This is a genomic window from Thermococcus cleftensis (genome assembly GCF_000265525.1).
GTDB classification, from domain to species: Archaea; Methanobacteriota_B; Thermococci; order Thermococcales; family Thermococcaceae; genus Thermococcus; species Thermococcus cleftensis.
The window spans coordinates 1,074,806-1,095,869 of record NC_018015.1; the positions used below are offsets into that span (position 1 = coordinate 1,074,806).

Consider the following 21,064-nt stretch of genomic DNA (forward strand, 5'->3'; position numbering starts at 1 on the left):
TTTCCATTTTTTGCAGACTATTCCCAGTGGTGTGCAAAATCCGAATAGAAAAAGTATATATACGATTTTGCCCCATTCTCCTCCGGTGGTGCCCGATGGAGAAGGTGGTCTACGATACCGCTCATTCGTTCGGCATTGATTTCTCCCCGGGGGTTGCCTCTGTCGCCAAGCCGCCCTGGAGCAACGCCCCCCACAGGGGCAGGCTCGAGAGGCTAATACTTCAGCTCGGTGCGGGAAAGGGCAGTTTTTCCGAGGTAACCGGAATCCCCCGCTCTATAGGCTGCATTGGAAACAACTCCTTCATTCTCCGCCGCGAGCCGATGAGCGTCGAGCGCGTTAGGGAGCTGATAAGGGAGTTCAAGGAGGCTGGGGGAAGGGAGCTCTGGCTCACCAACTACGACAGCGTTGAGTACCTGGTGTCGATGGCATCGTACGCCGTCGAAATCGGCGTTCCCGAGGTCTACGCCGTGGTCCTGCTCGAGGATTTAGATGAAATAACCCCCGTGGAGGGTGTACGATTCATCGCGGAGCTCGAGTACAGCGAGGAGAACGTCCAGCTGCTTGAGGCACAGGGCTGGCTTCACGGTGCCATCATCATGGTAAGGGGTTCCGACCTGGACGAGCTCAAGGGTCTCAAGACCGCCTTTCAGGGGGAGGTGTACATCGACGTCCTCTTCCCCGGCTCCGCCAGGAGGCTCGACTTCAACGTCATCGAGATGAGGCGCATAACGAGCCAGACCACCGAGAAGTACCACGACTGCCTTGCAGGAACCCTTGCCATAACGGCCGACGGCTACGCCCTTCCGTGCCCCCTCCTCAGGAACCACATCGTGGCCGATGCCAAGGAGGTTGGAATAAAGGCCATACTGCGGAAGAAGCGCCTCAAGGAGTTCTGGAAGATGACGAAGGATAAAGTGCAGGCCTGCAGTATGTGTCCCTTTAAGTACGTCTGCCACGACTGCAGGGCCCTTGAGTACCAGGCAACCGGGGAGATAGATGGCCTGGAGTACTGCCAAATCGTCCTTTGAGTTCAGAAGTCCAGTATGGAGTGGTACCCGCTCCCGTCCTTTTTAACCATTCTCTGATGCCTGTTCTTCAGGTTCCTGTCGTTCATCTCCTTGAAGGCCGGCTCGAAGTACTCTATCAGGAGCTTCTCGACGTAGTTACTGAACTCCAGAACCTTGCTCCCTAAGTCCTCCTTGGAGGAGAAGAACCACTCCAAGAGGTACCCGTACCCTGGCAGGACGCCGACGGATATCTCGTACTCCCTGAACCTCTCCAGAACCTCTTCATTGAGCTCCCTGGTGAGCCCGATGACTCCCCTGTCGTGGACGTTCATGTCTATGAGCGGGGTGAAGCCGAGCACTATCTCCTCCTCGAGGAGCCTGTTTATCATGTATCTGGCTGTGGGGCGGCTCTTCCCGAGCCTCCTTGCTATCTCGGTTATTGGTGTCCGGGCGTCCCACTTCAGGATATCGAGCAGAATGGCGTAGTCGTAGCTCAGGTACCACCTTCCAAAGTTGTCGTCGCCGCTGTAGGGGTAAGCCCTCGCCTCGTAGTACTCGTAGTCGTCCGAGTACTTGGAGAGCATCTCATCTATCCTATCCTTCTGGTCGTCTGGCGCGTGGAACGTGATGGAGAGGCCGTTCTTGAAGCCGAAGGCTGGATTGACGTAGGTTACGAAGGGGTTCTGGGTCATTCGGACGGCCGTTTCCATCAGCCTGTCGGGAGAAACGCTGAGAAACGCGACGAAGCTCCTGAGTCCGAGCTTTTTTATGTTTATTATGCAGCCCACGGTGAGATACTTTCCGTAGTACTTGTCGTAGAGTCTCTTGAGCCTGTAATAGTCTATCCCCTCGCTCTCGGCTATCTTCTTGAGGCTCTCCAGGGGATATTTGTTCAGGATTTCAGCCAGGAACTCCAGCTCCTCCATCATGGGGTCGACCATTTCACCTCACCGCTCCGATGGACGGGAAAAGGTTATATCGTTCCGGTTATTAAATCCTTCCGGTGGTGGCCATGGTGAAGATAGAGGTCGTCGATATCGAAAAGCCCGAGGGCGTCGAGGTGATAATCGGTCAGGGTAACTTCTCGATATTCACGGTCGATGATCTGGCCAAGACCCTCCTCACGACTGTTCCAGGCATAAAGTTCGGCATAGCGATGAACGAGGCCAAGCCCCAGCTCACCCGCTTCACCGGCAACGATGAGGAGCTAGAAAAGCTGGCCGCCAGGAACGCGGTGAAGATTGGCGCGGGCCACGTCTTCGTGGTGCTCATGCGCAATGCTTTCCCGATAAACGTGCTCAACGCCGTCAAGAACCACCCCGCCGTGGCCATGGTCTACGGGGCCAGCGAGAACCCCTTCCAGGTCATAGTCGCCGAGACCGACCTCGGAAGGAGTGTCATAGGCATAGTGGACGGCAAGGCCGCGAAGGAGATTGAAACGGAGGAGCAGAAGAAGGAGCGCAGGGAGCTGGTGGAGAGGATAGGGTATAAGATAGACTGAACCGGCAACCTTTTTACCTCCCGTTTCCCTCTTCTCCCGGTGGTTCTATGAGGCTGGCGTTCATAACTTCCAATCCCGGAAAGGTGGAGGAGGCTAGGAAGTACTTTGAACCGCTGGGCGTTGAGGTGTATCAGCTTAAGGTCGATTATCCCGAGATACAGGCAGATACGCTCGAGGAGGTTGCCGAGTACGGGGCCAGGTGGCTCGCGGAGAGGCTCGACGGCCCGTTCTTCCTCGACGACTCCGGCCTCTTCATCGACGCCCTCAACGGCTTTCCGGGTGTTTACTCGGCCTACGTTTACAGGACCCTGGGCGTGGACGGGATACTGAAGCTGATGGAGGGTGTGGAGGACAGGAGGGCCCACTTCAGGAGCGTGATAGCTTACTGGGACAATGAGCTGTACCTCTTCACCGGCCGCGTGGAGGGAGAGATAACCCGCGAGAAGCGCGGTACGATGGGCTTTGGCTTCGACCCCATATTCAAGCCGACGGGTTTCGAGGAAACTTTCGCCGAAATGACAACCGAGGAGAAGAACAGAATATCACATCGTGGAAGGGCTTTAAAGGCTTTTGCAGAGTGGCTAAAGGAAAACCTTAAATAAGCCTTCTATCCCAAACTTAACAGCAACTATTGAACAGGTGACGAAGGGGGTCACGATGGTAAGCTCTCTCGATGCCACCGATTTGAAGCTGCTGGAGGAGCTCAAGGAGAACGCGAGGGAGAACATAGCATCGCTCAGCAAGAAGCTGGGCATACCGAGGACCACCGTCCACTACCGCATCAAAAAGCTCGTGGAGGAGGGTGTCATAGAGAAGTTCACGGTCAAGCCCAACTACAAGAAGCTCAACCTCGGCACGACGGCCTTTATCCTGGCCCGCTACGAGCAGGACTCCGGGCTGAGCCAGCGCGAGGTGGCCGAGAGGATAGCGGCCCTCGAGGGCGTCTACGAGGTCCACATAATAGCCGGTGAGTGGGACCTGCTCATAAAGGTCCGCGCCCCCAGCTCGGAGGAGGTTGGGAAGATAGTCGTGGACAGGCTCAGGGAGATAAAGGGCGTCGGACAGACGGTCACGATGGTGTCCTTCGTTACGGTTAAGGAGGAGCTGTGAAGGCCGGGGCGATGATATAAATTGAAAGTAATTGGAGAGTGCCTTCAGCTACCAGCTTTTTCTCTTTGTTATCAGCAGAGGGGCCAACGTTAATCCAGTCAGCAATCACTGTAGGCGTATCCTATGCTGACGGAGGCGATTCTGGAGTTGTTCAATGGGTCAAGTGGTGGTTCTCTTCTACATCTGCCCAATACTTTAACGAAGTACATTTCCCTGCTGGTGTTTATGTGCTCCCAGACGTTCACCGCAGTGACAGGGGGAAGGAGGAGCAAAAGGAAAAGAATCACCAAACCAAGTCTTTTCACGCTATGTCACCCCTCTTCTGGCGTTTTGATGAGGAACCTCATATAGTAGCCAACGCCGGTGTACGGGCCAGCCTTTGGAATATAGTCTACCGGCAGTGCTGAATCGGGGACCCCGTCAAAGTCTAAGTCATGGTACAGGCCGGCATCATTGTGTAAATAGTCACAACCTGAGATGTAACCAGTTGTGAGAATTCTAATCCCCAGCCCAGTCATAGTTGATGTCCTCGCATTCGTAATCTTCGAAGCCTTTACAGAAACCTTCCCTCATAATGTCAATCCAGTAGTGGGTCACCATGTAATCTTCTTTAATCATGGTTTCGGCTTGATGCACATCACTAGGCCCGGGGCTTGTAATGGTGAGGGAAGTTGGTTCGCCCTCGGTTTTTGGTACGATTCCTTCCACCTCCGCTTGCCAATATTCCGCAAGTATTCTATCGTGAGTTTCATTGTGTGGAACTATCTGAACTACAACGCCATAACTTTTCTCGTCTGGAAGAACTAGGACTCCCGTAATCGGTTCGAATTTGAACCTTGAACTCAGATGTTTATCGTGCACTGGTATGTTTATAACTAGGAACTGTGAACGGAGAGCCCTAATCTCTTTGGCTCTCATTGTTGTGTTTGTTGTTATATCCGGTGGGTCAAGATTTGAGAGGAAGTACGAGACTCCATTGTGGGATTTCAAAATTTTCCAGCTTGCGTTTCTTTCCAGCATTTCAGGTGTAATCGCGAATTTTGAGTAATCAAATGGGGTTGGCTGGGTTATCTTGACGATTTTCCACGCTTCTTTGTTGGTGGGATACTTTAAGATAGCCGCCTCAATCCACATGAGCTCTTTTTTCTGTTTTGAGTACAGGACAAAAATCCAAGATGGCGCTTTGTAGTCAAGGGTAGTTTTGGTTGGAACTTTTGAGCAGGTTATGAATTCTTCGTTTATGGTCTTCTGGGGATTCTCACAGGGTATCTGTAGTCAACTCCTTGAACCGCTAGGATTGAAGCGTTCTCGTCCCAGCTTTTTATTTCGTCCTGTACAATGTTTGTATACGCTTCAAATGCTGTAAGTTCGAAGGAAGTTTCAGGGTTTTCCTGTGAATGCATTTTGAAATAGACAAGACTTACGGTAGCGAAGATAATAAAGAAAAGAAGGGCGATTTTTGGACTCTTGGGAATCATGTGTTGTTTCACCTCCACCTTGACATTAACTCTGAGTTCCATAACATTTGGCTGTTGATAGATTACCGATTCTAACCGTACACTCCTTGATATTGAGCCCCGACCCACTCGGTCTTGTGAGCCTGAAACCCTTGATGGTCTCTAATGTTATCACGTATTTTTCTATTCCACTGCGGTGCCAGCCTTCTCTTATCTTTTCAAACGTGGCAATAACGCTACTATTGAGCTTGAATGTTGTTAATCCGGGAGGAATACCCGCCTTGGTTGATACCTTTACCCCTCCTGGATAGTTGACTATAATCGTGCCGTTGGGAAGTCTATACAAAACCGCTCTTATCGGAATCAGGATTCCCTCATCAATAGAAGTGTGCTTCGTATCCCAAACTGTGACCTCCATAACCGTAAGGTTCTCCGCTAGTTTGGGAGAGCCGATATCGGCAGCTTCATGCCATCCCCCCAGGAACAGGATTGCATGAGTAGTGTTGGGAACTCCCTGGAGCCTCTCTGGAAGGACTTTGAATGAAGAATAATCCATGGGAGTCCCCTTGGATGTTTCCAGCACATCCCATTTTTTAGTCGTGTTTGTGACGTAAACAGTTAACAGCAGGAGCTCCTTTTTTGAGGGGGAGTAGAATGTGAACAGGTGGAGGTGTGAACGGCCGTTGTTGAATTTGGATTCCTGAACTATCTCTAATGGTGGCTTGTAGAGCCCTCCATCTGTGGGTTCCCATTTCCCCGCGGAAGGCTCTATAAATTCTGCTTCGATTAGAACGGCATCAGCACTCCAGTTCTCTGTGCATGGCTTTGCAAATAATAAGTATGCATCATAGGGAGAAAGTTCTTGGGGAATACTTGAAGACTTGTTATCCTGGGAAACACCTGGGGGCCGGCTGTGTTGGGCTGAAACAATAAGCATAATCGCCAGGACTACAAAAGCTAAAAGGAACAAATATTGTATTAGTGACCTTTTTGGCATTGTGGTCACCACTAGTTTGGCTTATTAACTTACCTTTTCCCGTCTTATCAGCAGGGGAATTAACGCCAACCCAACTAGCAAAGCTGGCCCGCAGGTTTGTTTGTTTTCTGGTTTCTGGGTGGTTGTGTTTGTCTTGGTGTACCTCATGTCCATGCCGCAGTCGGCGAATGTTTTAGGTTCGACTTTGCAAGTGGTGTTACACGTCATATCTAAGAACATTGGGCATTTGCCTAGGAAACAGTCATCACAATGAAACTCCATCTCAAGTCCATTCTCCGTGATCCTTCCAGTCATCCGAGTATACTGCTTAGGGAGTGTTGAACCTAAGAATTTGTAGGAAGTTAGGTTCTTGATGGTTTCGTTTACCGCGCTCCAGTTGATGTTGTTGATTGTGAATGGTGTTGAATTCCTGGCTGGGATGAGTTTTTGCCTGCTCTTGTTTCCGGTTATTGTGATTTTGATGTCTGAAGTCTCGTTGTGGGGTTTTATGATGGTTAAGTTATCGACCATGAACCATTTTTGGGGCGTGCAGTTTGAGTGGCATTCGAAAGTTACCAACTTCACCGTCTCATTGCCCGGCAGGTGGTTGAACAGGTTAACCTTTCCAGCTGAAGCCAAAGGAAGGAAAAGGAGGAAGAGCAAGGCCAGGGATAAACCCTTCTTCACGACCCACGCCACCTCCCGGCCAATATAGGGATTAATACTAATCCGACCAGTAATCCTGGTCCGCAGAGTTTTTCTTTTGTCGTGCTCGTTGTCGTATCTTTTGGCCCCCATGGAGGGGTTATTACCTTAAAAACTGGTTTTCCCCACTGACAGGTTACATTGTTTTCTTCGCTCTGGCATTCGAAGATGATGTACTGCTCGCACTCGCCACAATCCCCACCATGAAGGACAACCTTGAACTTGCTTGCTGAGAGTGTGACTTCCCATCTGGTTATTGTGCTGTTCCAGTAGCCCTTATGCCAGTGTTTCCCGCTAACGTTTGGCAGGTAATTCACAACGCCCCACTGGTATTCTTTGAGGATCTTTGAGAGGTTCCAGTCTGTTATGTTGAAAGGTTTTGGGTTTCCGTGTTTGAGGAAGAAGCCTTCCTTCCATTTTCCTCCTTCGTAATATTTGTTGAATGTATGAGTTTCATTGTATTTGTGGCCTATGTTAATCCAGGTTATTGAAGATCGTTAAAGGGATTCCACGGTGGAACTCCAGTAAGACTGTACCCCTCAATGTTGACGTAGTAAATGGGCTTATCAATCAAACCGTCCCATACACTTGCTCCGCTGGCGGGTGGGATGAAGAGTAAAAGGATAAAGGCAAAAGCCAAAAGGGCTATCTTTTTCATCCTCATCGCCTCCATTGTATGATCATATAATAGCCTACTCCGGTGTACGGGCAGGCTTCAACATCCAAGGATGTTGTGGATCTGAGTATTCCCCTTTGCCCGCCCATCATCTCGTCCTGCACGCCCCTTTTATGTCCTCATCATTCACTTCAAACTCACAGTCTAGGGTTTCTATCTTTATCGTACCGTTTTCCAGTTTGTAGTATGCGTAAGGCTGCCCGAGGATCAATTTAAGCTCTGAAAACTCTGGGGATGTCAGCCTTTCGATTACAGTCGAGACACTCTGGGAGTAGCTTTCCAGCGATGTGGGTTTGCATGGGAGCGGTGGGACGTATCCCCTTAACACTGCCCCGGGGTAAACCACGGTAACAATGTCCCTTGTTTGATTGAACTGGGTCCTGATGATTATGGTTGGTGATTTCAAATCCCCGATTTTTCTGTCCGGAAGTATTAGAACTCCCCCGTATACTGTCGGGCTCTTGGATTCTGCCAGAATCAGCCGTTTGAATTCCGTGAAATTGGTTGCAGTAATGTTGAGAGGTCTAAGGCTGAACTTCCATTGGTTTCTAAAGAGTATGTAAACCCCCGGTTTGCTGGTATGGTTTTCTGGGGGATTCGAGAGACTTGTGTCGAGACTGGAGTAGTTGAGAGGAGTCCCGTATGTTTTGGAAACAACCTGCCATCTTTTTTGCCCGCCTTCCCCTACGATGTACGCATCCACTTTTATGAGCTCGCCTTTTTGCTCTGAATAAAAGATGAACGTCCATTGTGGTGCCCTTCCATCGCCAAACGTTGAATCATTGCAAATACAGGGTGATGACATTGGGTGAAGGTCGCAAAGAATGTGCTGGCAGTGTTCGGAACCGTAGACAAGGATGAGCTCTGCATCGTCCGTCCATTTCTCCACCAATGGTTTAACCTTTGATGTGTAAATTTCGGTAGGGTACACTGGTTTGAGCGTGATTTCTGTTTTTTCTGGGCCATGGGTTAGGTAGTATCCACCGATTATTGCTGAGAAAATGAGGAGTAACAAAACAAGAGCAACTCGATTCATGGGTTCACCTCCGCCCTTAGATAGTATCCCACTCCAGTGTAAGGACCAGTAAAAGGTGTGTATGTTTTGATAGTCTCGATAGTTAAGTTCCCAATACTTATGTGCAATGGTAATCTTTGCAAGTTTGGAATTATCACTTTTTCAAAGATATCATGCTCCCAATCTCTTGTATAGTTCAAACCCATTTCAGGATATTTCAAAAGAATGACTAATGATGTCCATGAAGAGTGTCCCATCCATCTATACCATTGCCATGTAGTGTAATTTTCCCATCCAATGCCAATTTTAGTTTTAAGTTCATTGTTGAATTCAAGATAGCTATTATAGTAGCTTATCTCGGAATATTTGTTTCCATCGTACATTATGGTTTTGGGTATTTTTTCTAGTTCTATGTTAAGTTCGCTCTGTACATTGCTGTAGTGGATACCCTGCCATGTCATGTACTCGTCCCCGAGCATAAACAGATAATGTCCAAGTTCATGTCCTAACATTCTCCAATACGTTTTGTCAGTAGGTCCTACTAAGTTGCTTTCATTATTTTGTCCACTTGGATCGTATTTCCGTGGGACTTTTATTACTGGGGATGTCTCCCCAACATAATGTTTGAGCCAATAGCCGCCACCAGCATTTGTATTTGGCCAATATTTGTGTGATGTGTTCAGGACAATATCGTTAGAAACCTGTATATCTGCACTGTCCCACGCCCTCTTTGAGGTGTAGATGGTTAATCCCGATATTATTGCGTACCCGTCGGTGTAATCGTAGATTACTTGGCTTGCCTTTTGGAAACTCTTTATGAACGCTTTGATTTCATCTTCACTGGCATTCCACTCGATGGATATATTTAAGTGAACACCCAGAACATCTCTCAGCGCGGGATCCTTCCCGATGAACAGCTCCACACTGTTTGGAACGCCATCTCCATCATAGTCGCCGTAGGCGTCCCTCTCGATCAGTCCCCTGTAGAGGTCTGGGTCGTCAATGCCAAAACCGTCCGAGGGATCGAACCTCTCCGCGATTCCCTGTTTATTCAGTTCCCTGTTCAGCTCAAGCTCCCTGTAAAATGGAATTCCATCGGCGTCGTTCGTCTTGATGAGGAACCATATTTCTGCATCGTCCTCATCAACGTCCTCCGATGTTGCAACGACATCAAAGGCCAGTGAACTTGCTTCAGTTGTGGTCTCTGAGCTTGAAACTGCCTCCGTGCTGAGGCTCTCGACACTATCCATTCCCCTCCTGAAAATGAGCGTTGCCTCGTACCTGGCCTTCTTTCCGATTTCGGGCGTTGTGTTGGTTGGGGTGTTGCTCACCTTGGCGCCTTTGTCTGCTTCTCTTGTGGACATTGCGCTCACGTCATCGCTCAACTTCATCCTCCTCACTTCGGCGTTCCGCTTGTTGATGATGAGGACCCTCTTTTGGGTTCTGTTGGGGAGTGCGAGGGTGAAGAGCACGGCTTCTTCAGGATTTGTGTATTGATAGAAGGTTCCGCTCTGGTAGTCCTTGAGTTCTAGAGATTCTATTCCGTCCCAGCCCTGAACGTCCGTGATGTTTACAACGCTTAAATCATAGCCGAGGGCCTCAAGCTCGTCGTAGTACTTGGAGAAAGGTTCGGCATCGTATTCTCCGCCGTTTGTGTAGTCCTCCGTGGAGTCATCTGCTCCGCTCAGGTGGCCGTAACCGAAGTAATCTTTGTGGTCGTTTATGTAATCGTCGCCCCACCACGTGCCGTTCTTAAGGCTGAAGAAGAGCCTGGCGACTTTTCCGTTCTCGTCGTCTCCTGGCCGGGGTGAGATGTCCATAATCTCATCTTCAGACACTAAGTCTCTGTCCACCAGTTTGAGGTCTACTTCGACTGTCTCAACGTCATCGGGTGGGTTGAACTTTAGAACCGCCACGGCCTCTTTCTGAATGTTCTCGAAGATGTCGTTAGTCAGCATTACCATGTTCTCGACGTCCCGGGTGTTGTCTGGAAGGTCTTCTTTTAGGGTTTGTGTGATTGAGCCGGCTTTGAAGGTGGCCTCAATGCGGAAGTCAACATCCCAGGTTAGGTCGTAGTTTTCGGCTGGGTCTAGGGTCCTCGCTCTGAAGAGGTACAGCTCAATTACGGCATCCCTCAACGGGTCAACGTCTTTGGGGTCAATTACCCCATCCCCATCGGTATCCTTGCTGTACGGGTTTGTACCGTATTCTTGCTCTAAGGCGTTGCACCATCCGTCTCTATCGCTGTCGGTGACTACTGTTATCACCTTCGTTATGGTTTCTCCAGTCATTCCGTATTGATCTATTGGTGTAAACTCCAGGGTGACGTTCTCACGGCAGTTGGTGTGGTTGTATATGGGTGCGAGGGGGAATTCATGTGTGACACCAGGGGATAGGTCACTGCGAGTGAAGCTGAATCTTCCAATAACGTTCACCTTAACGTCTACTAAGTCCCCCTCGGAATCGTGAACTTGGATCGTTCCATTACTCCACTCGTTTGCGTACACCCATGAAGGTAGCTGGACACTTTCTATCCTCGGGGGTGTGTTGGGCCTGAAGTACAGCGTGCTTGCCCACTGGGAGTAGAGTAGTGTTCCAGACTCATCATAAAGCTTTATCTCCACTTTGTGGAATTCTTTTTCGGGGTTGCTCCACTGTAGGTCAAACCCCCACTCTTCATAAACGTAGCTGGTTACGGTGTCTACCTCAACGCCATCAACGAAGAGCTTCAGAATGATGTCCTTTCTCTCTCCAGCTGGATTGACGACATCAACGTGGAACTCCGCAGGATAACCCTCGACTAGGTCGTTGTGGGTTACTTCCGTTATATAGGGCTCTGAGGCCGAGACTGTGAACGTTATGGACTTTGAAGAAACTTCTCCACCGTACTGTGGAACAAACTTGACGGTCAGAACGTGACTTCCAGACGTTGCTTTCCAAACGTCATACATTCTGTAGTACCATACATGGTACTTCCACACGGTTTCCGTGGAGCTTTTCACGAGTTTCCCGTCTATGTAAACTTCTATCGTCCCAGTTCCATCGAGGGCACCCCTGTTGTCTAGGATTATTGTTAGATCCATGTAATCGCCCTCTCTGATTGGATTTGGATAGTAAGATACTCCCTCCACGGTTATCTCGGGCGATGCCGAATAGGAGTACATGCCTGCAAAATACCCCTTGTCATCGATGAGATAAACCGTATCCCCATCGTTGTTTAGGATGGCGTTGTCGGGGGAGCTGGCAACTGGTATTCTAACAACTGCTTCAGGGGGTATATTAACGGAAACCATAATCACGTGGTCTTTTCCATACGAATCTACACAGTCGTCCCTTGGGATTATGTTGTCTATCCAGCAACTCGGGTTGTTGTAAGCGTATTCATCCATTATATACCAACCCAGCAGACTCACAGGTGAAAGGCCGGGGTTGTGGAGAAGAACGTATTCCCCGCTTCCATCGTTGGTAAGGTAGTCAACGTCTTCAATGTGGACGGCGTGGGATATAGTTAGAGGTTCAACAGTGAAGGCCTCTTCCAGGGATTCCTCCGATGTCTTTCCGTCTTTCATCTGGTGCACTAGGTGGAGAGCCTGTCTGGGATTTCTCCAGCGGTATGTTCTTATGGCGACGGGGTTCATTCCGTCGTACCACCAGATTTCGAATATTAAATCGGTCCCGTTCCATCTGGTATTTTTGATTTTCATTGCATCAGAAACAGTTATTTCGCCGTTGAGAGTTCCGTTTAGCATGGCCTCTATGAGGGTTAGCAGTGCTTCCTTTTCTTCTTTCGTTGCGTTAGGTAGTACCTTTAGGTAGCCCTCGAAGAACGGGTTGATAACGCCCCCTCTGTAGCGATGCGTTTCTTTTACTGAGGCTCCCGTTGGGAGTCCTCCAAGAATCAGCAATATTCCCAATAGTAGTGCACATACTCTTTTATCCATCGCTGTCACCCGACAATTTGAATTTGGGCAATTATACTTAAGCAAGAAGAGTACAAAAGCTTTTCGAGTGGTTTAAAATTTTATCACCTCTGATGATTATATCTGGGAAAGTCTGCCTTTTAGAACACCGTATCTGGAGAATTGAGTTATGGTTAATGTCATCACCACAAAAGGATAGATGCATGGGCTGGGATCACACCTTTTCAAATCAGAAAAAGTGAGTGGGTTCCGTTCAATATCCTCACATCACACAGCACTCGTAGATTATCTCCACCTCCCTCACCGTTTTTGCCCACTCGATGACTTTCCTCGGCGGGTTCGTCAGCCTGTCGATGCCGGCCAGAACCGCCCCCCTGTCAAAGTCAAGCCTCCACCGTCCCGGGGGCCTCATACAGCCTATGCTCAGCTCCCCGTCGAAGCGCTCCCTCGCGTACCTGACCACCTTCAGGCTCTCCTCCACCGAAGGCTTCGGGACGTTCTCCATCTCGGTTCCCTTCGTTGGAATGAGCACGTCCAGCACGAGGACGTCTATGGGGTACTCCACCAGCAGGTCTATGGCCCTGAACTCCCAGCTTATCCTTCCAAAGTCGAGGCCTATCGTTATGTGAGGCGCCACCCTCACCCCGGTTTCCGTGAGCAGGTCGAGGATTTTGAGATAGTCCTTGACGGTCTTGTCTATCCTGTAAACTCGCCTTATCACGTCGTCATCGCCCACGAAGTCGAGGGAGACAACATCGACGTACCTGACCCACTCCAGATCGCTCTCGTCTATGAACCCGACGTGGGCGTTGAGCTTTAGGTTCGTCCTTCTCTTTATCTCCCTCAGTTCGTCAGCGTACCTATCCAGAGGCACCTTGAGCCTTGAGTCCATTCCGCCGCTCAGCAGGCAGCCGGTGTAGCCTTCCCTCTCGAGACCGAGGCAGTAATCGACCAGCTCTTTTCTCGTCGGCTTCCTCATTCTCTCGAGGTAGTGCTTCCCGCAGTGGGCACAGTTCAGCGAGCAGTAGTTTCCCGTGAGCGAGATTGAAGGGAATTTGATGCCGGGAATGTAGATTTTGAGTTTTTTGGGCATTCAGTTCCCTCCCTGGGGGTTGTAGGGGGCGAAGCCCCCTCCGGTGTTTAAAAGAGGAGGAAGGGTCTGGGAAACGTAGTTTCCCGGTTTATGTGGGGCGAAGCCCCACGTTCGGGGGGAGGGGGTTGGCAAGGACGCGGGGGGTGAAACCCCCCGGTCCTGCGAGGGGAATTTGATGCCCGGGATGTAGATTTTGAGCTTTTTCATTTAACTCACCTCAGAAAGGGGTCGTGGAGGGCGAAGATTTTGAGCTTTTTTCGTTCTGTCATTCAGTCTCACTCCCGCCTTGGAAGTCCGCCCTCCCTCTTAAAACCCTGACTGGACGTTTCTGTTTCATCGAAGGTCAGGAGGAACCTGAGGTAGAACAGCTTTCCGAGTACCGCGAGAACCGTGAATGAACCAAGTATGGGCGCCGCCAGAATCGCGAGGAGCCACGTAACCTCCTCCGCGCTTGATAGGGCAGGGAGAAACGGCACGGCCGCCATGAGGAACAGCACGATTGAGTTAAGCCTGGACATCCAGAGGCTCATCTTCAGCCCCTTGATCTTCCAGAGGACGCTGTTCCTTATCCCGACTGCGATGTAGTTTATCCCGGCCCCAACGAGTGCCACCACCGACGTCACCACGAACTCCTGCGGGCCGAAGGGGAAGATGTTCTTTATGACGGCGGAATAGGTGTAGAAGGCCGAGGCGAGCATGAGAACCCACGAGAGGGCCCTGAGGAGGTAGGCAATGGTGAACCTCTTCACTGCCCACCGTCCCAGCCTCCTGCTCACAAGCTCTGTCATGCCGATGTAATAGAGGATAGTCGAGGCCCCGAGGCAGGCTATGGAGGCGTTGTAGGACTTTGAAGCCAGGAGTACCGCGGGCAGGAGGAACAGCTCCGCCAGAATCAGTAGCGGTCGGGGCCTTAGGAGCTTCTCCAGTCCCATCTGCTCCACCAAATTAAGGAAAGGGGTCAGAGGAAGGGGTTGCGGAACTTCCTGCCCGGATAGACCGCTATCCCCTCCAGCTCCTCCTCGATCCTGATGAGCTGGTTGTACTTGGCGTTCCTGTCGCTCCTTGCCGGGGCGCCGGTCTTGATCTGGCCGGCGTTGAGGGCAACCGCGAGGTCCGCTATGGTGCTGTCCTCGGTCTCGCCGGAGCGGTGGGAGACGACGACGCCGTAGCCCGCCCTAAAAGCCGTGTATGCGGCATCGATGGCCTCGCTCAGCGTTCCAATCTGGTTCACCTTGAGGAGCAGAGCGTTGGCCGCGCCCATCTCGATGCCCTTCCTTATCCTCTTCGGGTTGGTGACGAAGAGGTCGTCGCCGACTATCTGTATCTTGCTTCCCAGCTCCTTTGTTATGAGAACGAATCCTTCCCAGTCCTCCTCGTGGAACGGGTCCTCGATGGAGACTATCGGGTAGCTCGAGACCAGCTCGCGGTAGAGCTCGAGGAGCTCCCCCCTGTCGTACTCCTTCCCACCGACGACGTACTTGCCCTTGTCCGGGTGGAAGAACTCGCTGGAGGCGGCGTCGAGGGCGAAGGCTATCTCGTCGCCTGGCTTGTAACCGGCTTCCTCGATGGCCTTTATGAGAACCTCGAGCGGCTCGGTGGCTTCCTTCATCGGTGGGGCGAAGCCGCCCTCGTCACCGACGTTCACGGCGTTCTTTCCGTACTTCTCGGCTATGACCTTCTTGAGGACGTGGTAAGTCTCGCTGACCCACCTTATCGCCTCGCGGAAGCTGCTGGCTCCTACGGGCATTATCATGAACTCCTGGAAGTCGAGCTCGTTGCCGGCGTGAACGCCACCGTTGATGACGTTGCTCATCGGGACCGGCATGACGTAGGCGTTGGTTCCGCCTATGTACTGGTAAAGCGGAAGGCCGAGCGCGTTGGCGGCAGCCTTCGCGACGGCGAGGGAAACGCCGAGGATCGCGTTGGCCCCGAGGTTGCTCTTGTTCTCGGTTCCGTCGAGCTCGAGCATGAGGCTGTCTATGTCCCTCTGCCAGGTGACGTCCATTCCTATGATTTCCGGCGCGATTATCTTGTTCACGTTCTCGACGGCCCTTCTAACGCCCTTGCCGAGGTAGCGCTTTCCGCCGTCGCGGAGCTCAAGGGCCTCGTGGGTGCCGGTTGAGGCACCGCTCGGAACAGCCGCTCTTCCCATGCTTATCGGTGTGTAAACCTCGACCTCGACCGTTGGGTTTCCCCTGCTGTCGAGTATCTCCCTGGCAACGACTCCGGTTATCTCAAAGGGGTTCTCCATCTCAATCACCTCGGGTGATATTTTTCGGGAGGGCATATAAAGGTTTTAGCCGGCGCTTAGCTTTTAAACCTCCCCCCGAACCTTCTCACATGGACTGGAAAAGGAAGCTTCGCGAGGAAGGCTACATCGAGCTTGAGGGTTTCAGGGTAGAACTTACCCTTGACAACACCTTCATGGACCTGGATTACATTCCGAGGATAATAGTGTACGACGAGGAGACGGGGAGGTGGCACGTGCTCCGGAATCCTATTCCAAAGGGAAAAACGCTAGAGGAGAGCTGGGACAACGCGGTTGGTGTACTGGAGAGGATAGCCAGCGGGGAGGAAGAGCCCGTTTTTGGGGAGGAGGGTGTTGGGGAGAGGTTTCTCCGTGCCTTGGGGGATCTGGTGGAGAGATAATTTTCGTTTAAATTCCTGATCCCTTAGACGGAGAGTGAGGCTTTCCTTGCGGTGCCCTCTTGGAATTTTTACCAAGACTCCGAAACTTCTACTCGTTGCTGGAGATGTGTCCAAAAATTGTTTAGATTTCAAAACAGGATCCGCATATTTTCCGAAGACCTACGCATTTTTGGGGAGAAAAACTCTAAATACATTGGTGCGGAGTAGTCACGGGGTGATGGAAAGTGGTTGATCGCATCGATGTTGCCAGGTACATTGACCACACCAATCTCAAGCCATACGCGACTAAAGATGATATAATCAAGCTCTGCGACGAGGCGATAGAGTACAACTTCTACGCTGTCTGCGTCAATCCTTACCGTGTCAGACTCGCGAAAGAGTATCTGAAGGAGAAGAAGGCCGACGTCAAGGTCGCCAGCGTCATAGGCTTCCCCCTCGGGGCGACGCCGACCGAGGTGAAGGTCTTCGAGGCGAAGAGGGCACTTGAGGACGGTGCCGACGAGCTGGACATGGTCATCAACATCGGCGCGCTCAAGGATAGGGACTACGACTACGTCAAGAGGGATATAGAGGAAGTCGTCAAGGTCGCCCATGAGAAAGGCGCCAAGGTCAAGGTCATAATCGAGACCTGCTACCTCACCGAGGAGGAGAAGGTGAAGGCCTGCGAGCTGGCAAAGGAGGCCGGGGCTGACTTCGTGAAAACTTCAACCGGCTTCGGAACCGGCGGGGCAACTGTGGAGGACGTCAGGCTCATGAGGAAGGTGGTCGGCCCGGAGATGGGCGTTAAGGCCGCTGGAGGAATTAGAACCTACGAGCAGGCCCTGGCGATGATAGAGGCCGGGGCGACGAGGATAGGCACGTCGAGCGGGGTAAAGATCGTGGAGGGGTCCCGTGATGGATGAGCTGAGGGACCTTCTCAATAAGGCGGTGGAGGAGCTCAGGGAAGAGGGTCTCGAACCGGACATACTTCTCGTTGGTCCCCGCTTCATAGAGTATGCCGTTGAACTGCTCCGCGAGTGCAGGTTCAAGATATACAAGATAGAGGAGCTCGGTTATGACGCCGTCATAGCCGACTCCACGTACCTCGGCCAGATGAAGCGCGCTTCAAGGAGGATATCCATAGAACCGCTCCTCGTCGAGAACGAGATGTGGGAAGAAATAAAGAACCTGGAGATTTAGACGAGGTCCTCGACCTCTGGGTACCTCTTCTTTATCACCCTCGCGAGGGCGGTGCCAACGATAACACCCGTAACCGCCTGGAGCATGTTCACCGGAACCTCTGTGAGCGCCGCGGGGACGCCGAACATGTAGGCCTCGAAGGCAAAGTAGCCGGAGACCATTATTATTCCGCCGACGAGACCGGCTATGACCAGGGTGGAAACGTTGTCGCTCCTCCTGGCGAGGTATCCAACCGCGAGGCCCTCTAGGCCCTTCACGACGAGCGTTATCGGCGCCCAACCGGGGTACCCGGCTATTATGTCACCAAGGGCCGAACCGACGCCGCCGGCGAAGACTCCGACGACCGGTCCGAAGACCATTGCCGAGAACATGACCATGGTGTCGCCGAAGTTGAGGTAGCCGCCGGTGGCGGGGGTGGTTATTGTGATGAAGGCCGTCGTCACACCGGTCACCGCTGCCATGACCGCTGATATGGCAAGAACGCTGGCGCTTCTGAACTTCTTCCTGTTGATGTAGAGGTAGGCGATGTAGATGACAGTCACCGCCGCGAGAACGTACGGTCCGTATGGTTTGAGCATCTCTGTCAGGTCGCTCATCACCATCACCGGGAGAATTTCAAGCTGCAACTTTAAAAACTTGACTTTTCGGGGATTACAACTTGAGCAAACGGATAAGAAAAGGGAGAAATCACTGGAGAGCGGCCTTGAGGCTCTCCTCGAATATCTCCATGGCGACGTCGATTTCCTCCTTCGTTATTGTCAGCGGCGGTATGAAGCGTATGCTGTTGTCGCCGCAGCCGAGGAGGATAAGGCCGCGCTTGACGGCTTCCTTGACTATCCTGTCCCTCAGCTCGGGGTTCTTCTCCTTGGTGTCCTTGCTCTTGACGATCTCGACCGCCTGGGCAAGTCCAAGGCCGCGTGCATCGCCGATGACCTCGTACTTCTCCTCGAGCTCCTTGAGGTACCTGTGGAGGTAGTCTCCAACTTCCTGGACGTGCGGGAGGAGCTCCTTGACTATCTCGACGACCTCTATACCTGCCGCTATTGCCACCGGGTTGCCGCCGAAGGTCGAGGCGTGCCTGCCCGGCTTGTCGAAGGCTATGTCGGCCCTGTGGACGACACCCGCGAGCGGGATTCCGCCGCCTATGGCCTTGCCGAACTGTATGGTGTCCGGGGCAACGTCGAAGTGCTCGATGGCCCAGAACTTTCCGGTCCTTCCGACGCCCATCTGAACCTCATCGTCCGCGAGGAGTATGCCGTAGTTGTCGGCGAGCTTCTTCAGCTCCTTGAAGAAGTTCTTCGGCGGGACGACGTAGCCGCCCTCACCCTGTATCGGCTCGAAGACTATGGCTCCAACCTCGTGGGGCGGGACGTGGCGGAAGACGTACTCCTCGATGAACTCTATGACCCTGTTAACGAGCTCGTCCGGCTCGGCGTAGCCGTCTATGTGCCAGGGGTTCCTGTAGGGGTTCGGGTAGGGTATGTGTTCAACTCCCGGCATTGTCGGGAAGAACCTGTCCTGCTGGACCCACTTGCTGGCGGTGAGGCTGAGAACGGCCTGGGTCCTGCCGTGGAAAGCGTGGTAGAAGGCGATAAACCTCTTCCTGCCGGTGCCGTACTTGACGAGCTTCATCATGGCCTCGTTTGCTTCCGCACCGCTGTTCTGGTAGACGACCTTCTTCGGGAAGTCTCCGGGGGCGAGTTCGGCGAGCTTGTTGGCGAGTACTATGGCGTTCTCGTAGAAGAAGTCGTTGAGGGCGAAGTGGGTGAACTTCTCGGCCTGCCTCTTGATCGCCTCGACGACCCTCGGGTGGGCGTGGCCGACGTTAAGAACACCGACGCCGCTTCCGAAGTCATAGAAGGTGTTTCCATCGACGTCGTAGACGAGAATTCCATCGCCGTGGTCGATGACTATCGGAAGGGTCTCTGGATCCTGGGTGGTAACGGCTAAAGCCTCGAAGTTCTTCTCTATTATCTCCCTTGCCTTGGGTCCGGGGAGTTCCTTAACGTTCGGCCTAACCACCATGTGCATCACCGGTGGGGGATCGTGCTTCTCCTATATAAGCCTGTGTTCATCGATGAACATATTTGGCCGAAAAATTTTCGGAAAATCCTGGGGAGGGGTCGATTTGGAAAGGTAAGGCACTGGGAATGTCGGGAACAAAGAAGAGGGGGCGTGGGGAACTCACTCCACGGTCTTCGAGTTCCACTCCTCGAGGAGCTCCTTGGCGGAGTTCGCAGCGATGGCTCCCTGACCTACAGCTACCGCTATCTGCTTGAAGACGTTGGTTATATCCCCTGCCGCGAAGATGCCCTTGACCTTGGTGCGCATCTGCATGTCCACCGGAATGTAGCCGTACTCGTCGGTTATGCCGAGGTGCTTGACGAAGTCGGTTTTGGGCTCGTAGCCGATGAAGATGAACACTCCATCGACCTTCATCTCGGTCTCTTCCCCGGTTACGCGGTTCTTCAGCTTGACCGCCTCGACCTTATCCTTTCCGATTATCTCCGTCACGACGGTGTTGAGTATCGCCGGAATGCCGCTCTCCTTGAACCTGTCCTGCAGTATCTTGTCGGCCCTGAACTTGTCGCGCCTGTGAACGAGCGTTACATCGACGCCGATGCTCTTGAGGTAGAGCGCCTCCTGGAGGGCAGTGTTTCCACCACCGACGACGATGACCTTCTTGCCCTTGAAGAGCGGGCCGTCGCAGGTGGCGCAGTAAGAGACGCCCCTCCCCGTGAACTCCTCTTCACCCGGAACGTGGAGCTTCCTCGGCGCGGCTCCAACCGCTATGATTATCGTTTTGCCCTTGTACTCCTTGCCGTTCTTGGTTCTGACGGCGAACTTGCACGGGCCTTCGTAGTAGGCGCACTCCGTCGGGTCTATGCGCTCGACCTCGTCGAAGACGATATCAACGCCCAGCTTCTTGACCTGCTCGTGCATCTTGCTGGTCAGCTCCGAGCCACTTATTCCCTCGGGGAAACCGGGGTAGTTCTCTATGAGGTCAGTCAGCGCCATGTTGCCCCCGAGGTCCTTGCTGATGATCAGCGTCTCGAGGCCGAAGCGCGCCGCGTATATGGCGGCGGTGAAACCCGCTGGACCGGCGCCGATGATGAGCACGTCCCAGGTCTTGTTCTCGTACTCTCCCCCGCGCGAGAATCCTCCAAGGCTGAACATCTCTCCCACCTCCGGGCTTTCCTAACTTGGGTCATTTAAAAGGATTATTGCCCAAAAATGGGCAAAGCTAAACCAGCTTAACCGAGCCGTCGAGGAGCAGGTGAAGGGTGTAGCCGAGGAATGCACTAAGTCCAACGAACAGGCCCTCACCAGTCCTCATGCCCAGGCCGTACTCCACCATCAGGAACGCCAGCCCACCGTAGATTGCCGCGAAGAGGAGGGAATGCACTATGCCCCTGTGCCTCGGCATCAGCCAGGTGAAGGCGAACCACGCCATGACCCCGGCGAGGGCCGCCACCACCCACTCCACGGCCGTGTTGAGCCAGGGCTGTCCGAGGTCGATGGAGCCGGCTATGTTGGTGTACACCGCCCCGCCGGCCGCGACGCTGACTATTGGCTTGGTCCCGCGGTGAATGAGAGCGTTGGGGTGGTCCATGTCCGGCAGATCGCTGCCCAGGACGTAGAATGCGTAACCTATGATTAGAGCCATAGTGCTCAGCTCAAGGGGGGCGCCGTGGTCCGCCAGCAATCCGGCCAGGGCGACGGCCACGGGATAACTGAGTACCCCGCTCAGCACGTGAGTGTCGTAGTTCGGCACC

The 21,064-nt window shown here is 52.6% G+C and carries 23 protein-coding genes; 7 read left to right on the plus strand and 16 right to left on the minus strand.

Going from position 1 to position 21,064, the window contains the following annotated elements:
- Positions 1–95: 95 nt before the first annotated feature.
- A complete protein-coding gene (locus CL1_RS05710; protein WP_014788941.1) occupies positions 96–1,028 on the plus strand; it encodes an SPASM domain-containing protein in 933 nt (310 codons plus the stop codon).
- A gap of 2 nt (positions 1,029–1,030) precedes the next feature.
- Here the strand turns inward: CL1_RS05710 and CL1_RS05715 are convergent, their stop codons facing one another.
- The gene (locus CL1_RS05715; RefSeq protein WP_014788942.1) at positions 1,031–1,948 is read right to left on the minus strand and encodes an Lrp/AsnC family transcriptional regulator; all 918 of its coding nucleotides are present in this window, start codon (positions 1,946–1,948) and stop codon (positions 1,031–1,033) included.
- 71 nt (positions 1,949–2,019) lie between these two features.
- On the opposite strand from CL1_RS05715, the gene CL1_RS05720 reads away from it, so the two are divergent.
- The 3 genes from CL1_RS05720 to CL1_RS05730 are packed head-to-tail and all read left to right on the plus strand — an operon-like array spanning position 2,020 to position 3,618.
- Positions 2,020–2,508 carry an adenosine-specific kinase gene (locus tag CL1_RS05720; protein ID WP_014788943.1) on the plus strand — a complete coding sequence of 163 codons (489 nt, stop codon included), beginning with the start codon at positions 2,020–2,022 and terminating at the stop codon, positions 2,506–2,508.
- Between the two features lie 47 nt (positions 2,509–2,555).
- Positions 2,556–3,110: an XTP/dITP diphosphatase gene (locus CL1_RS05725; RefSeq protein WP_014788944.1), complete on the plus strand. Its 555-nt coding sequence runs from the start codon at positions 2,556–2,558 to the stop codon at positions 3,108–3,110.
- 55 nt (positions 3,111–3,165) lie between these two features.
- A complete protein-coding gene (locus tag CL1_RS05730) occupies positions 3,166–3,618 on the plus strand; it encodes an Lrp/AsnC family transcriptional regulator (RefSeq protein WP_014788945.1) in 453 nt (150 codons plus the stop codon).
- 98 nt (positions 3,619–3,716) lie between these two features.
- Here the strand turns inward: CL1_RS05730 and CL1_RS10660 are convergent, their stop codons facing one another.
- From CL1_RS10660 to eno, 11 genes are all read right to left on the minus strand, one after another.
- Complete coding sequence (locus CL1_RS10660; RefSeq protein WP_014788946.1) at positions 3,717–3,923, minus strand: hypothetical protein; 207 nt, start codon at positions 3,921–3,923, stop codon at positions 3,717–3,719.
- Between the two features lie 193 nt (positions 3,924–4,116).
- Positions 4,117–4,752, minus strand: a complete 636-nt coding sequence (locus CL1_RS05740) for a hypothetical protein (RefSeq protein ID WP_014788947.1) — start codon at positions 4,750–4,752, stop codon at positions 4,117–4,119.
- Positions 4,753–4,856: 104 nt separating this feature from the next.
- Positions 4,857–5,096 carry a hypothetical protein gene (locus CL1_RS05745; protein ID WP_014788948.1) on the minus strand — a complete coding sequence of 80 codons (240 nt, stop codon included), beginning with the start codon at positions 5,094–5,096 and terminating at the stop codon, positions 4,857–4,859.
- Positions 5,097–5,121: 25 nt separating this feature from the next.
- The gene (locus CL1_RS05750) at positions 5,122–6,072 is read right to left on the minus strand and encodes a hypothetical protein (protein WP_014788949.1); all 951 of its coding nucleotides are present in this window, start codon (positions 6,070–6,072) and stop codon (positions 5,122–5,124) included.
- Positions 6,073–6,096: 24 nt separating this feature from the next.
- Positions 6,097–6,750, minus strand: a complete 654-nt coding sequence (locus CL1_RS05755; protein WP_187287158.1) for a CGP-CTERM sorting domain-containing protein — start codon at positions 6,748–6,750, stop codon at positions 6,097–6,099.
- A 490-nt stretch (positions 6,751–7,240) separates the two neighbouring features.
- The gene (locus CL1_RS10670; RefSeq protein WP_148267287.1) at positions 7,241–7,429 is read right to left on the minus strand and encodes a hypothetical protein; all 189 of its coding nucleotides are present in this window, start codon (positions 7,427–7,429) and stop codon (positions 7,241–7,243) included.
- Positions 7,430–7,520: 91 nt separating this feature from the next.
- On the minus strand, positions 7,521–8,468 hold the full coding sequence (locus CL1_RS05760) for a hypothetical protein (protein ID WP_014788951.1): 948 nt from the start codon (positions 8,466–8,468) through the stop codon (positions 7,521–7,523).
- Positions 8,465–12,388, minus strand: coding sequence for a lamin tail domain-containing protein (locus tag CL1_RS05765; RefSeq protein WP_014788952.1), 3,924 nt, complete (start codon positions 12,386–12,388; stop codon positions 8,465–8,467). Before CL1_RS05765 ends, CL1_RS05760 begins: the two co-directional genes overlap by 4 nt.
- A gap of 241 nt (positions 12,389–12,629) precedes the next feature.
- Positions 12,630–13,460, minus strand: coding sequence for a radical SAM protein (locus CL1_RS05770; RefSeq protein WP_014788953.1), 831 nt, complete (start codon positions 13,458–13,460; stop codon positions 12,630–12,632).
- Positions 13,461–13,735: 275 nt separating this feature from the next.
- Positions 13,736–14,392, minus strand: a complete 657-nt coding sequence (locus tag CL1_RS05780) for a hypothetical protein (protein ID WP_014788954.1) — start codon at positions 14,390–14,392, stop codon at positions 13,736–13,738.
- 26 nt (positions 14,393–14,418) lie between these two features.
- A complete protein-coding gene (gene eno / locus CL1_RS05785) occupies positions 14,419–15,711 on the minus strand; it encodes a phosphopyruvate hydratase (RefSeq protein WP_014788955.1) in 1,293 nt (430 codons plus the stop codon).
- 89 nt (positions 15,712–15,800) lie between these two features.
- Between eno and CL1_RS05790 the strand changes: the two genes are divergently transcribed.
- The 3 genes from CL1_RS05790 to CL1_RS05800 all read left to right on the plus strand — a co-directional run bounded on the left by CL1_RS05790 (position 15,801) and on the right by CL1_RS05800 (position 17,288).
- Entirely contained in the window at positions 15,801–16,109 is a 309-nt protein-coding gene (locus CL1_RS05790) for a hypothetical protein (protein WP_014788956.1), read from the plus strand.
- A 224-nt stretch (positions 16,110–16,333) separates the two neighbouring features.
- Positions 16,334–17,011, plus strand: coding sequence for a deoxyribose-phosphate aldolase (gene deoC / locus CL1_RS05795; protein ID WP_014788957.1), 678 nt, complete (start codon positions 16,334–16,336; stop codon positions 17,009–17,011).
- On the plus strand, positions 17,004–17,288 hold the full coding sequence (locus CL1_RS05800) for a family 4B encapsulin nanocompartment shell protein (protein ID WP_014788958.1): 285 nt from the start codon (positions 17,004–17,006) through the stop codon (positions 17,286–17,288). The genes deoC and CL1_RS05800 overlap by 8 nt, the downstream gene beginning before the upstream one ends.
- Here the strand turns inward: CL1_RS05800 and CL1_RS05805 are convergent.
- From CL1_RS05805 to CL1_RS05820, 4 genes are all read right to left on the minus strand, one after another.
- Positions 17,285–17,890: an ECF transporter S component gene (locus CL1_RS05805; RefSeq protein WP_237266293.1), complete on the minus strand. Its 606-nt coding sequence runs from the start codon at positions 17,888–17,890 to the stop codon at positions 17,285–17,287. The two genes, CL1_RS05800 and CL1_RS05805, sit on opposite strands and share 4 nt — an antisense overlap.
- Positions 17,891–17,975: 85 nt before the next feature.
- Entirely contained in the window at positions 17,976–19,313 is a 1,338-nt protein-coding gene (locus CL1_RS05810; RefSeq protein ID WP_014788960.1) for an ornithine aminotransferase, read from the minus strand.
- Between the two features lie 159 nt (positions 19,314–19,472).
- Positions 19,473–20,465 (minus strand): thioredoxin-disulfide reductase, encoded by a 993-nt coding sequence (gene trxB, locus CL1_RS05815; protein WP_014788961.1) that lies wholly within the window; start codon positions 20,463–20,465, stop codon positions 19,473–19,475.
- Between the two features lie 67 nt (positions 20,466–20,532).
- Positions 20,533–21,063, minus strand: a complete 531-nt coding sequence (locus tag CL1_RS05820; protein ID WP_014788962.1) for a metal-dependent hydrolase — start codon at positions 21,061–21,063, stop codon at positions 20,533–20,535.
- Position 21,064 lies beyond the last annotated feature (1 nt).